Here is a 12,777-nt window from a genome sequence, read left to right as displayed (position 1 = left end):
GAGAACTCACAAAAAACAAACTCCAGGTTGTCTTTCTTGTCTGGAGTTTGTTTGGACTAATTCTCAGAGATTTTTTACTTACTCCCACTCAACCATTTTAACTACATCTTTCAAACAATCTTCTCTCGTTCCTTGGTCCTGTTTGATCATAGGAAGACCGGAATACCATTTGCCATCAGGATACTTTAAATCTACCCAATAAGAAAATAGAGTGGTTTCTCCGTTGTTGTTTTTGATCTCAATGTTGAGTAGTTTTAAATCGGAAACACCAGTCTCTTTATAAAACACTTCTCCATTGCGAGTCCGAATCCGAATTTTTTTGGGAACAACTTCGTAGGTGATTCCTTTTTTTTCTTCACGTTTTTGTTTGAGTTCCCAAGAGTCGATCCGTACCGAATCAAGTTCACTAACTGTTAACTTTTTTTTGTAAAGGATTCCATCTTTGGAATGTTCAAAAGACATCGACTGACTGCCGCTAGATGATTCGCCACGGACAGTTCTCCCATCACAGAGAGTTAAATTGATGACTCTAGGCTCTGTAGAATCTTTTTCCCCACGAGCATTTCTTGGTTCCTTGGATTCTTCCATGGGGAGGGAGGGAAGGTTTGGTTCTTTGGGCAATCGTGGTTCTCCGAGTACCGGAGAAAAAAATCCGAGGGTCCCTACCCAAAGAAAGAGTCGCAGTCGGATGAAGTTTTCCATATTCTGACCTTTATCCATGGATGCATTTCTTACTGCAACTTTTCAAACCCTTCCCTTACCAGTTCTTTTACTCGTCATCATTGGCTCCATCCTTGTTTTGGGCAAAGCCGCTGACGTACTAGTTGACGAAGCAGTCTCTCTTTCCACTCGTTGGGGAGTTCCCAAGATGATCATTGGGGCCACCATCGTAAGTTTGGGCACAACCCTACCGGAAGTTTCCGTATCGGTGCTTTCTGCCCTCGAAGGAAATCCGGGAATTGCTCTTGGAAATGCTGTTGGTTCCATTATCTGCGATACTGGCCTCATTTTGGGAATCGCCATCTTAATTTCTCCACCTGATATTGACAAACGACTTGTAAATCGTCAAGGTTGGATCCAAGTACTTTCTGGATTTTTACTGGTTTTTGCAGCCCTTCCTTGGGTTAACCTAACATCTGTTTTCTCTACAGGAGGACGGATCGACCAAGGAACTGGATTTGTATTTTTACTACTTCTTGCTGTTTACATTTATTTGAGTATCCGTTGGTCCAGATCCAAACCAGGAGAATTGGAAGCAGGGATTGATGACACAACCGAATACGATTCTGCACCCTTTTGGATTGTGTTATTAAAACTAGTCGCAGCCATCACATTTGTGATCCTTTCCTCGAAAGTGTTGATTCCTTCTGTTCAAGAAACGGCAGTTAGACTCTCCATTCCAGATTCTATCATTGGAGCCACACTTGTTGCCTTTGGAACTTCACTTCCAGAACTTGTCACTGCCATCCAAGCGTCAAGACGGGGACATTCGGAACTAGCCGTGGGAAATATCATCGGGGCCGATATTTTGAATGTTCTCTTTGTATCGGGTGCAGCCGCTGCTGTCACAAGAAATGGACTCGAAGCTCCTGTAAGTTTTTTTACATTCTACTTTCCTTCGATGCTCATTGTTCTCATTCTATTCCGCTTAGGAATTGTTTTTTCTAAAGATAAAATCAAACGACCGTTCGGTGTATTTTTACTATTCATCTACATCCTTGCTACCGCCGCAGGATTTGTTTTTAAAGGGTAAACTTTCGACCTAGTCCACCATCTCTTCCCAATCCAGAAGGGATGGTTCGTTTTTTTCTCCATTCATCGTAACTCATCTCTATAACATTCACTTCTTCAATTTCTGTTTCGGTTTCACCAAATAACCTTAGGGCACCTTGCCGTATTAATAACCTTCCCCCCTCGTTATCAAATTGTTTGGGATGGTCGAATACATAGATCTCTCTGTTTTGTTCCATAGCACTATAGGCCGTAGAAATCGTACCTGACTTACGCCCCGACTCCATAATGTACACTCTGTCCGCAAGACCGGAGATCACACGATTCCGTTTGGGAAAGGTCCATTTGGCAGGTTCTGTTTTCAGTAAAAATTCCGTAAGAAGGAGTTGGTTTGGATTTTCTTTGATCCGTTTGTAAAGATCCCGATTCCCAGGAGGGTATTCCATTCCCAAGGTGGTCCCGAGTACGCCGACCACGGGAACATCCCAGTCCAAAGCGGATAAAAAAGCTCGCCTATCAATCCCAAGGGCCATACCGGAAACAATCGACAAACTCTTATTTGTTGATAACAGCCGAACCAGTTCTTCTGTGGCAGAAAGAGAAACGGGAGAGGACTTTCTTGTTCCTACAATCGCAACCATCGGAGATTGTAATAACTGGACATTCCCTGAACAGGCAATCACAAGAGGTGGGTCATAAATTTCTTTTAGGCTTTTGGGATACTCGGGGTCATAAAAACTCACAAGTTTCCAAAGGGGATTTTTGCCAGCTTCCCATTCGATACACTCTTTCAAACATTGGTTCCAGAAATCCTCTTCGAAGTAATTTGGCAGGACTTGATACAACTCAGAAAAGTGAATGTAATTACACCAAATTCTTGTTTTGCGAAGAAAAGAGGAAACCCGAGGATGCCCTAGAATCGAAACGACCACAATTTAAGAGGTCAATTGGATTTGTTTTGGGCCCCTAATTGGTTTAAGTTTTTGATCACATTGCGATAAGAAGAATTTTCTTCCAAAGATTCTCGGATGGTACCTTTTTCTTTCATCTCTTCCAAAATGGATTTGATACGAGTGTACTCATCATAAGCTAAATTAGATTTCCCCACTTGGTATAAAAAGTTGGCTTTGGCAAACCTTGTCGGAACATTATAAGGTTCTTTCCGTAAAATTTGATCCAGAAGTGAAAATGCAAGTTCCACTTCATCATACCCACTAGTTAGTTTTCCATTCCAAACCTCATCCTTCAAAGAGGAATCAAAATAAACAAGAGCCAGTTGAAAGGGAAACCGAGAATCTTCTTTGTCTAGTTTGGATAGTTGTTTGAATAAATTAATGGCACGACTACGCCTAGTGGATTCCCAACCCATATCTTTGGAGGCATTGGCATAAGCCACAGCCGTCTCATATAACAGTTGTTTATCCAACTTTCCTGATTGGATGGCCTTATCAAAATATGGTAAGGCGGATTCATAAGAATGGATTTCAAAACCACCTTGTTTTGCATTCGGGATAGACTCCGCCAAAGCTTCGTCATAATAACGAGCACCTAAATCAGCGGAACCGGCACGCATATAAGCCCTCGCAATCTTCCAAGAAAGAGCAGCCGATTGGTTGGATTTTTGAACCATTTTTCGGATTCTTTTGTCCATCTCTTCGATTTCCGCCTCTTCTAATGCCAATTTTTCTTTCCAATTGACGATATCTTTTTCGGAAGCAGGTTCGCCTCCAATGCGTTTGCGGTATCTGGATTCGGTAAGTGACTTTAGATAGTCACATCCTGAAAAACTAAAGCCAGAGAGGACTAGTAGGATACCGATTGGCAAGGATACCAAAGAAAACCTGCTGTTTTTTGTGCCCATCGGTTCGATTTTAGTTTCTTTCTTTTGGATGAAAAGAAAAAAATGTGATTATGTCTCATAGTTTTCGCAGGTTGGGGGAAGCCGACCTTTCTCTCCTCCTCCAATGGGAATCTCTCTGTTTCCCCGGAGAGGAATGGACAGAAAAAATGATCCAAACCCATCTGGAATTCCACGTGGCTTTTGGTTATGGGAATCCAGATACTCAGTGTTATGCTCTCGTCTGCGAAACTCCTTGGGAGATAGAAATCTTTCGGATCGCAACCCTTCCCAACTACCGAAAGTTAGGTTTAGCTAAAGAACTTATCTTGGCTCTCTTCCAAGAATTTCCAAAAAAAGAATTTTTTCTGGAAGTTAAGGAATCAAACGAACCTGCCATCAGACTTTATCAGTCCGTTGGTTTTATAGAATTAGAGAGACGTAAAAAATACTATCCAGACGGATCCACAGCCGTTCTGATGAAAAGGAATCCACCTGAATGAAAAATGCATATATTACTGGCGCATCCCAAGGAATTGGAAAAGAATTTGTTCGAGCACTCAGTAAAGACTACAATGTCTTTTTGATATCGCGTACGGAATCCGATTTAAAAAAAGTAATCTTAGAATTAGAACCTAAGTCTAGAGGGATCTTAAAATACTTTGCTCTTGATCTTACCAAAAAGAAAGATGTGGAAGAACTCGCCGACATCATAACAAAAGATAAAGACGCAGAACTTGTTGTGAACAACGCTGGGTTTGGAACTGTAGGTGAGTTTGCTGCTTTACCACTCGACAAAGAACTAGATGAAGTAAATTTAAATGTAAAAACTCTCGTCCATTTAAGTCACGTAGCACTGAACCGATTCAAAAAAAACAAAAAAGGTTATTTGATTAATGTGGCATCGATCGCAGGTTACCTGCCAGCTCCTGGTAGTGCGATTTATGCAGCAACCAAAGCTTTTGTAAAATCCTTTACAGAATCCATCCACGAAGAAGCCAAACTTCACGGCATATATGTACAAGCACTTTGCCCAGGGCTTACCCATTCAGACTTCCATCAAAGAGCTGGAATTAGTAAATCTAAATATCCTTCGTTTATGTGGCAGGATGCGGATGTAGTGGTAGAAGAATCACTCAGTGCGCTTCACAATAACCAAGCAGTTTGTATCACTGGTGCCTTCAACCAAGGTGCCATTACTATTTCAGAACTCATCCCACGAGGTTTTCTGCGAAGGTTAAGTGGAAAATACTTAAAACTAGAAGAGGAATAGAATCGAATGGATGTTGCAAAATTAGATGCCTGGTATCGTAGATTACTTATAATCTTTTCCATTATCGCCGGAGGATTTCAAGCATACTACGAAGGTAATGTTTGGATAAACGCAGTCTTTGTGGTTTTAATGGCAGGGGTTGTGGGTTACTTCACCAATTTTCTTGCCATCAAAATGTTATTCCAACCTAAACATGGTAAGGTTCTTGGTTGGTCCGGGCTTGTTCCCAAAAACAAATCTAAAATTGCAAAGTCACTCGGCGAAAGTATTCAAAGTAACTTACTCCATCCAGACATCATTCTATCTTATATCTATGAACGTAATTTGGTCGAAACCGGAATTCAAAAAATAGTTAAAGAAATTGATGAAGCCATTCATAATGAAGAAATCCGAACCATGCTTGTGACCAAAATCATTTCTATGCTCAAAGCAAGGGGGCCTGAGATTTTAGAAGTTATCTTTGACTTTTCCGAAGAAACTATGAAAAAAATGGCAGAACGTCCAGAGGAAATTCAAAAACTTTGGGATTATGCGAAGGATCGCCTAACATATTACCTAACGGAAGAGGCAAATCGTGAAGATTTAGGAAAACAACTTCGAGTGGTCCTCCTCGAAGAGATGCCAAAACTTGCAAACCTACTCAATGAAGGTTTAGAAGAGTATTTAAAAACAAGAAGTACGCTTGGAAAAATTGGAATTGGAGTGAAAAAGATTTTTTCCTTTAACGAAGAAGCCATTCGAGAACTTTTGGAACGTTTTGTAAAAGATCCAGAAACATCTGACCAGTTTATGAATATGTTGGATGAAATGATGGCCGGTCTCCAAGAACGATTGAACTCCAAAGAAACACAAGAATTCATTACTGGAAAAATTTCTAATTGGTTGGAAGCCAGTGGGGACTATGCAAGACAAAACCTACTGCCTTCTGGAATTGAACGCCTACAAGCCTATTTAGATGATCCAAATAACTGGGAAGAAATTGAAAAAAACTTTTTTCGCGCCGTGGATTGGGTCAAAAAAAGACTCCTCGAATTTATGAATAGCGAAGAAGGAAAAGTTTATCTCAAAACCAATATTGAAAAATTTGTCCACAATATCAATGTAACTGCACTTGTCGAAGAACGAGTGATGGCTCTTGACACCGATGATTTAGAAAAAATGATTTTGGATAATACCGGCGGGAACCTTGTCGTCATACAATTCTTAGGTGGAATTTTAGGAATGATTGCTGGACTCATCCAAGTCCATATCTACTTTGCTGTTCCTGTGGGTGCCCTAGTTCTCATTACCTACATTGCCCATTTTAGGAATCAGAAACGTTTCCCAATGGAATCACAAGAAACACCATGAACTCCGAATACAAAATCTCCTATTTTACCATTTTTATTTTTTTTAACATCCTACTTGGATTCACGATGCAATGTGCGGAAAAAAAAAGTTTTGTTAAATTGGTTTCAAAGGAAAATAATACAGGGCTTTTGTACTTGATTCGACCTGAACATCCGGCACTTTCCCTTTGGAACTACGAATGTTTGTTATCACGTTATCCAGATAAATTCTCTTCTCGGATCCAACCAAACCCTATTTATAAAATAGAACTTCAAAATGCCTCACTCGGTTATCTTCGATTACAAGAAGGAACCTATCGATTGGATGTGGTTGGGAAACCAGACGCCACCAAAGTATTTCAAATTAAAAAAGGAGAAGAGAAATACATAGAACTAAAAATTTTCAGTGAAACAAAGATTAGCAGGAGTGAACTAACCTTTCTCGAAATCGATAGAGAGTCTACTTTGTCAGAAGTCCTTTCTGTTCCTGTTTTTGTGGAACACCAGTTTTTATCAGTACAAATGCCTATTGAGTAAAACTAAAAAATCTTTTGCAAACTTGGACCGGCCTAGGTTCATCCAGTCCACATGCCCTCCACCACGAATTTCCCAAAAAACCTTTGGTTCGCCAGCCAAGCCAAAAATCTGTTTTCCATTCTCAAAAAAAACAACTGTATCTTCGGTTCCATGAATGATAAGTAGTGGGATGGGAGAAAGTTTGGCAATCGAATCACGAGGGCTAGTGCGATCATGAAAAAGCCAAGAAAATAGATTTCCTACTGGGGGGAACAGCACATAGTTCATTGTTTGTTTTGCAACTTCTCGATAAGATGGAAACGAACCATCAATACAAAATAAAACCACTTCATTTTTATCTTTCCAATCAGAAAGAGTCTGCATAGCAATGGCTCCACCCAAACTTTGACCGTACACTATCAACTTCGTTCCTTTATCTCTGGCCTCTTGCAAAGCGAAGTCTAAGGCAAGTTTGCTATCTTCCAATATGTCATCTGGATCTGGCTCTCCTTCCGAATCCCCATAACCTCTATAGTCAAATACGATCAGTTCATAACCATGATTCACAAGCCAAACAAGGGATAAAAAATGAGCACTCATGTTCTGGCCGTTCCCATGAAATTGCAAGATGACCGCTTTCGGAGTTTCAAACTTTTTAGAGTAAATTCTCCAAACATTCAACTTCACTCCATCCTTAGTAGTAAGGAATGTCGAGTCATAAGAAAAACCCATTTGTTTTGGAGTAAAATAAGTTTCCTTTGTTGGATGATAATACAACGAAGAACAATTCAGAAAAACTAAACTAAAACAGATAATGATATGATATAAGTGCTTCTTCATAAAACCTTTCCCCGTTGATTTCTAATCGTAACTCATGTGTATTCGAAAATGCGTACCTAATTTTAAACGTTGCATAATAGGTATTTAGATTATGACTTAATTGATAATTTTGAGCCGTAGTTCCGGTATAAATTTTCCAGGCACCCCACTCTTTTTGATAAAGTAAACTTACGTTTCCTCCATAGCGGACTCCATTTTCAAACATCCTTCCATTCTGAACCTTAACACCGGCAAGTACACTGAGCACTCCCATACTCATCGGATTTTTCCCAAATTCATTTGAAAAAGAATACCCAAATCTTAAATCGAAGTTACCAACTTGTTTTCGCAAGGTTTCATCATTGTTTCGATAAACGGCTGTTTGGATTCCTGTGTCAAAAAAATAAGAAAAATCTTTTGAAATGGAATTATAGGGATTTAAGGAAGTAACCTTCACTGCACTCATTGAAGTAAGTTCAGGTTTTTTATTGTCGTAGGCACGCACTGTGGTATCAAAAAATGCTAACTCTGAATTAGGTGCATGTCCCTTACTCACATTCAGTAAATCATGGTAAGCAATCCTATATTGAAACTCGGCAAAATTCCCGAGAGAAGAAACACCAAAGGAAGTGGCGACTCGACTCACTGGATGTGAGGACTCAGGGGGTGTGGACAATGGAACCCGTTCATTCGCAGTGTATTCGTCATTTTGTTTACTTCGAAAAATTAACAGTTTATCATAATACTCTTTATGTTGTTTTGGAACCGCACTTTTGGCTGCATAACGATATCGATATGTATCCAAAACAGCATCAGTCACAAGTGACATACGAAAATTCTCTTTCGGTTCAGGAAGAAAGGCTTTTTCAAACCGAATCATTTCCCAATACGTAACTCTTTCCTCTTCGGACATATCATAAATTTTGTATTTGATTTTGGAATAGAGAGATGGCCGATATTTTCTAGAAATCACAAGTTCATCTTCAGCTAAGTAAAGTTTAATGGTATCTCCAGGTGCGACGATCCAACCTGTTTTTTTGCTAATATCTAACTCAAGCATCGCAACTTCTAAAATCTCCATCAAATGATAGGAACAATTCTCATTAATAAAAAAATAATCAAAATCCGCCCGTCCCATTTCCCAAAGATGACGCAAAAACCTTTCCCTTTCCTCAGGTTTTAACTTTAGTTTGTATTCCCAAAGGTCACGACTTTCCATATCGTTGTATTCGTTTACCTTCAAATAGTAAGGAAAAATGGCGAAGCTACCCGGATACCCACCAGTTAAACCCCGATATGCATAGGAAAATGGATCCATCTCCCCTGGCGTTGCTGCATAATTCACTCCATAATCTAACAACTCGGCATTTTCATTTACCTTGTTGTTTAGTTTGAGGAGCGTATGACCAAACATAGAGGCAGGGGCTTGCATATAATAAGAAGAAAAAACTACTGAAAGAGAATCTGGATTTAAAGCCTCTTTCCATGCATCAAACCTTTCACACCGAACTTCAGTTAGCCTCGTTTGATCAAACTTTAGCTTATCTTTTAGCCAATCGTAACGCTCTGGATAAGCACATTGTGGGTGTTGTAAACCTTCAGGGATTGGTTCTTCAGAAAAAAAACTGTGAAGTGTTGCGATTAATTCTTTTTCCGGATTGTGTTTTCCGTCTTCTGAAAGAAAGTAACGTTTGTTATCTACTTCGCTCTCCCAATTTCCCCATCTAGTTTTTTTAAAACGCAAAAGCCGATACCAATGTGTTTCCTCAGCTAAATGTTTTTCTTTCACCTCAGTAATGAGTTCCTGGAGGTACTGCTGGGACTTGGAGGATTTGGGAATCTCTTGTCCTTGTTTCCTGGCCGTTAAAAAATCTAGTTCGAGTATATTGATATTGCCAGGAGGTTCTATCGCCCCAAGCGAAGTGGTAAAGATTATAAAAAGAAGGGTAAGTAAGTACAGTGGAAACACCAGAGTATCCAAACGATAGGATACTCTGATTTTTTACAAAGGGTTAGATTTTACAGTAATTTTTTACTGTTTGGTCTTTTTCCAAAGTTTCGTGAAGGTTGGACAACATCAAACTTGGGTTTGCTTTAGATTCTTCAGTAAAGATTCTTGAGTAGTTTTCTTTTACTACTTCATTAAAACGAACACCAGATTTGCACTCGAAAAGAGTTGCTAGGTTGGAAAGTTTTTCCCCTCTCCCAGCTGCCATTTCTTGTTCCAAACTGTCAAAGTTCATATGCACATAAATTTCACGTGCATGTTCTTTTTGAGCAACACCGTCTGCTTTACAGTTAGATGTTCCAGTAGTGATACCAAAAGTTTGGCTTCCTGAAGTTCCGTTTGTTGTAGCAACAAAAATTTGGTTACCAGCAGGCATTACGAGAGTTCCGAGACCACATCCCGCCATACCGTATTTAGGTGCAGCAGACATTTGCGAAGCTAGGAGAACCATGGAGATTCCGATTGTGGATATGAGTGTTAACTTTTTCATTTTATTTCATATCTCCTTAGATTTGTGAACAAGACTTAGCGAGGATTTTATCGCTTTTAACTTCTGATTTAACTGCTGAAAGTACACTTGCAGGAGTTGAATCAGAAGTTAAAAGTTTAGCATAGTTTTCTTTCGTTACTTGGCCAAATCTTGATAAAGAATCGCTTGAACAACCAAGTAGGTTTCCAAGAGACTCTAACTTTTCCCCTTTCCCAGAAGCCATTTCTTGGCCAAGAGAATCATAGTTCATAGTGATGAACAATTCTTGTACTTTATCTTGTTTTACAACACCGTCAGCTGTACAATTGGAAGTTCCAGATGTAATACCAAAAGTTTGGTTTCCGTAAATACCGTTTGTCGTTGCAGCAAAAATTTGAGTGATGTCATTGGTTGAAAAAACCAGTGACCCTAAACCGCAGCCAGCCATACCATATTTTTTTGCTTCCACGGATGTAGATGTCATTGTGACAGCTACAAAGGCAGCAGACAAAAATAGGATTGAAGTAATTCTTTTTCCCATTTCGAGTTCTCCTTTTGAAACTTTCGAATCAAATTCGGACGAACTCTATTCGATCTTTTTGATTAGTCAAAACTTTTTTGACAGTGTTCATAATTTCTTTCCTAGGAAACTGGGAAACCTGTAACCAATTAGAATCAAATTAAATTTTGGCTTGGGAGTGGATGCCATTCGCTGTCTTCGTTCCCATTTGAATGGAATTCTCTCTGAATTTGATTCAGAAATTGAAACCGTAATCCTAATTCCCTAAAAACTCAATTCCCGAATAAACCATTCTAGGTTTGCCATCCGCTGTTTTTAGTTCGATTTTCTCTCCTAAATTCCTGCCATATCCCAAAATACGCAAGGTTTTAGACGATTCCATTTTGCAAGGTAAGGTGACCGCATTTTCCATCCCCCCTAGCGAGTAGGTAACGATTGCGACAGGAAAACCAAGTTTTTCTTTTTTTAATTCTACACGCGGGATAAGAGAGTATGGATCCTTTGTTTGGTAGGTGGTGAAGTAGGTTTCGTCTGGTAACTGATTGTCCGGTTGGAAATATACACCAAATCCCCAACTACCCTTGGAGGCCTCCGTCGAATACAAAGTAAAAATCTTTTCTCCTTCCCATGTCTCAAATTCTACACGTAAGGAATCTAATGTTTTGTCTTTAATGGGAAGAAGACCAAAAAACAAACGTAAGCTGGTTCCAAATCGATTGTCTCGTTCGACCAAATCAAAATCGAAACCAAAAAGCCCCAATTGCGGCGTTTTGCCTTCCTTCAATTCGTGAACCCCAAAAGGAGAAACGTAGAGACCTTCAAAACCATCTAACTTGTTTTGGTTTTTTCGTTCCAACAGAGGAGGGAATTCCATTACAGATCCTGTTTTGTATTCATATATGACATCCATTATTTCTTTGTTAGTTGACATAATGGTTGCCGTTGCCAAACCCAAAGTATTACCCGCAAGGAAACTAGCAGTTTCCGTTTCTGGATCGTATACTAAATCGGCAAAGTAAGGTGGTAAGGAACCCGAATGCCCAGAGAGCCAAACCTTTTTTCCATCACCCACCATTTCTTGAAGTAAAACAGGAAGTCCTAGTTTCATTTGGAAATTAGAACTGGGGCCGGTTTGTATGCGATGGAACTCAGCGAAACTTTCTTTTGATACTAGCCCCTTACCTTTTTTACTCAAAAAAAAAGATTTCATAAAGAGTCCCATATCTTCCCCGGTAGTGGATAGAGAACCTGCTGTTAGGTCACGAATCAGGGGACGACTGGTTTTTGATTTCCAAAAAATTCCTTGGTAACCCGGAACTAGTTCCGATCCTTCATGAAACTCAAGTAAGGTGGAATGTTTCATTCCTGCTTTGGAAAAAATTTCTTTTTGAAAGTAGTCTTCAATTCCCAAACCAGAGACACGTTCAATCACCGTTCCCAAAAGTCCAAAACCAAAATTGGAATAGGAATGTGCTTTGTTCGGTTCCTTTCTTTCTATTCTACTAAGTTGTTTAGGAAGTGCGCGAAACGAAGCCAAAACGTCCGTATCACTCGCCTCAGGGGAAAGAAAAAAACCAGAAGCCAAATCAGAAGGAAGGCCCGACCTATGAGTCAGAATATCACGGATTGTGATCTCTCGGAGGTTTGGTTTCGTTTTTTGTATCTCTTTGATTTCAGGAAGATATTTAGAAACAGGGTCATCTAATTTCAGTTTTCCTTTATCTTGCAATTGTAAAAGGGCGATTCCTGTAAAAAGTTTGGTGATACTTCCGATTTTAAACCTTTGGATCGGGCCTTTTTTATCTCCACCCAGTTTCCCAAACTGCATCTGCCCATCACCTAACAAATACATATAAGATAAAGATTGGATTCCTGAGTTTTGTAATTTTTCTATTTTGGATTGAACCGCTGTTTCTGTGGTAGTAGCGTTGTTATGATAAACCTCTTTCGGTTTTTCTTGCACAGAAGAACATTGGAGTAAAATTAGAATATTTAAAATAAGGAAAAAAGATTTTGTTTTAGGATTCGAATAAGGCGGGAGAGGAAAAAATAAAGGCATTGTTTGAAAAGGAAGAAGGGAATCTTCCTTTTCTCTAGTTTTAGGCTGAATTGAAGACTTAGTTTTTTTGGGGGATCTAGGTTTCATTCCCCTTAAAAAATAGAATCATAAATCTACCGCAAGCCCATAAAACAAAGAACTCACGAAACCTATGGAATGAGGAGTGATCGCTACAAATAAAAGAGTCAATGGCTTTCGGCAACTAACACCGAAGGCC

General features: G+C 39.5%; 13 protein-coding genes. 5 read left to right on the top strand and 8 right to left on the bottom strand.

All coding sequences use genetic code 11. The features are described 5' to 3' along the window. Nucleotides 1-78: 78 nt before the first annotated feature. Nucleotides 79-720 carry a hypothetical protein gene (locus tag LEP1GSC199_RS05805; protein ID WP_002979029.1) on the bottom strand — a complete coding sequence of 214 codons (642 nt, stop codon included), beginning with the start codon at nt 718-720 and terminating at the stop codon, nt 79-81. Between LEP1GSC199_RS05805 and LEP1GSC199_RS05800 the strand changes: the two genes are divergently transcribed. Then, entirely contained in the window at nt 719-1,753 is a 1,035-nt protein-coding gene (locus tag LEP1GSC199_RS05800) for a calcium/sodium antiporter (protein ID WP_002978985.1), read from the top strand. The two genes, LEP1GSC199_RS05805 and LEP1GSC199_RS05800, sit on opposite strands and share 2 nt — an antisense overlap. Here the strand turns inward: LEP1GSC199_RS05800 and LEP1GSC199_RS05795 are convergent. Both LEP1GSC199_RS05795 and LEP1GSC199_RS05790 read right to left on the bottom strand, forming a co-directional pair. Continuing rightward, a complete protein-coding gene (locus LEP1GSC199_RS05795; protein ID WP_002978870.1) occupies nt 1,743-2,663 on the bottom strand; it encodes a DNA-processing protein DprA in 921 nt (306 codons plus the stop codon). The genes LEP1GSC199_RS05800 and LEP1GSC199_RS05795 overlap by 11 nt on opposite strands. 11 nt (nt 2,664-2,674) lie before the next feature. Then, a complete protein-coding gene (locus tag LEP1GSC199_RS05790) occupies nt 2,675-3,592 on the bottom strand; it encodes a tetratricopeptide repeat protein (protein ID WP_039926195.1) in 918 nt (305 codons plus the stop codon). A 50-nt stretch (nt 3,593-3,642) separates the two neighbouring features. On the opposite strand from LEP1GSC199_RS05790, the gene LEP1GSC199_RS05785 reads away from it, so the two are divergent. From LEP1GSC199_RS05785 to LEP1GSC199_RS05770, 4 genes are read left to right on the top strand one after another with little or no spacing between them, the layout of a single operon-like run. Next, entirely contained in the window at nt 3,643-4,071 is a 429-nt protein-coding gene (locus LEP1GSC199_RS05785; RefSeq protein ID WP_002978837.1) for a GNAT family N-acetyltransferase, read from the top strand. Beyond that, nucleotides 4,068-4,841 carry an SDR family NAD(P)-dependent oxidoreductase gene (locus LEP1GSC199_RS05780; protein ID WP_002978994.1) on the top strand — a complete coding sequence of 258 codons (774 nt, stop codon included), beginning with the start codon at nt 4,068-4,070 and terminating at the stop codon, nt 4,839-4,841. The genes LEP1GSC199_RS05785 and LEP1GSC199_RS05780 overlap by 4 nt, the downstream gene beginning before the upstream one ends. A 6-nt stretch (nt 4,842-4,847) precedes the next feature. Then, entirely contained in the window at nt 4,848-6,191 is a 1,344-nt protein-coding gene (locus tag LEP1GSC199_RS05775; protein ID WP_002978908.1) for a DUF445 family protein, read from the top strand. Beyond that, nucleotides 6,188-6,706 carry a hypothetical protein gene (locus LEP1GSC199_RS05770; RefSeq protein ID WP_002978889.1) on the top strand — a complete coding sequence of 173 codons (519 nt, stop codon included), beginning with the start codon at nt 6,188-6,190 and terminating at the stop codon, nt 6,704-6,706. The genes LEP1GSC199_RS05775 and LEP1GSC199_RS05770 overlap by 4 nt, the downstream gene beginning before the upstream one ends. On the opposite strand, the gene LEP1GSC199_RS05765 is transcribed toward LEP1GSC199_RS05770, so the two are convergent. From LEP1GSC199_RS05765 to LEP1GSC199_RS05745, 5 genes are all read right to left on the bottom strand, one after another. Then, the gene (locus tag LEP1GSC199_RS05765) at nt 6,683-7,525 is read right to left on the bottom strand and encodes an alpha/beta hydrolase (RefSeq protein WP_002978999.1); all 843 of its coding nucleotides are present in this window, start codon (nt 7,523-7,525) and stop codon (nt 6,683-6,685) included. The two genes, LEP1GSC199_RS05770 and LEP1GSC199_RS05765, sit on opposite strands and share 24 nt — an antisense overlap. Beyond that, nucleotides 7,488-9,473, bottom strand: coding sequence for an Lnb N-terminal periplasmic domain-containing protein (locus LEP1GSC199_RS05760; protein ID WP_002978797.1), 1,986 nt, complete (start codon nt 9,471-9,473; stop codon nt 7,488-7,490). Before LEP1GSC199_RS05760 ends, LEP1GSC199_RS05765 begins: the two co-directional genes overlap by 38 nt. Nucleotides 9,474-9,516: 43 nt before the next feature. Next, nucleotides 9,517-10,002 carry a DUF3015 family protein gene (locus LEP1GSC199_RS05755; RefSeq protein WP_002979040.1) on the bottom strand — a complete coding sequence of 162 codons (486 nt, stop codon included), beginning with the start codon at nt 10,000-10,002 and terminating at the stop codon, nt 9,517-9,519. Between the two features lie 16 nt (nt 10,003-10,018). Then, nucleotides 10,019-10,522, bottom strand: coding sequence for a DUF3015 domain-containing protein (locus LEP1GSC199_RS05750; protein WP_002978887.1), 504 nt, complete (start codon nt 10,520-10,522; stop codon nt 10,019-10,021). Between the two features lie 235 nt (nt 10,523-10,757). Further along, the gene (locus LEP1GSC199_RS05745) at nt 10,758-12,647 is read right to left on the bottom strand and encodes a serine hydrolase domain-containing protein (protein ID WP_002978983.1); all 1,890 of its coding nucleotides are present in this window, start codon (nt 12,645-12,647) and stop codon (nt 10,758-10,760) included. Between the last annotated feature and the right edge of the window lie 130 nt (nt 12,648-12,777).

It is taken from the genome of Leptospira vanthielii serovar Holland str. Waz Holland = ATCC 700522 (genome assembly GCF_000332455.1).
GTDB classification, from domain to species: Bacteria; Spirochaetota; Leptospiria; order Leptospirales; family Leptospiraceae; genus Leptospira_A; species Leptospira_A vanthielii.
The sequence above is the reverse complement of the archived record's forward strand: the minus strand, read 5'-3'. Positions and strand labels throughout refer to the sequence as shown.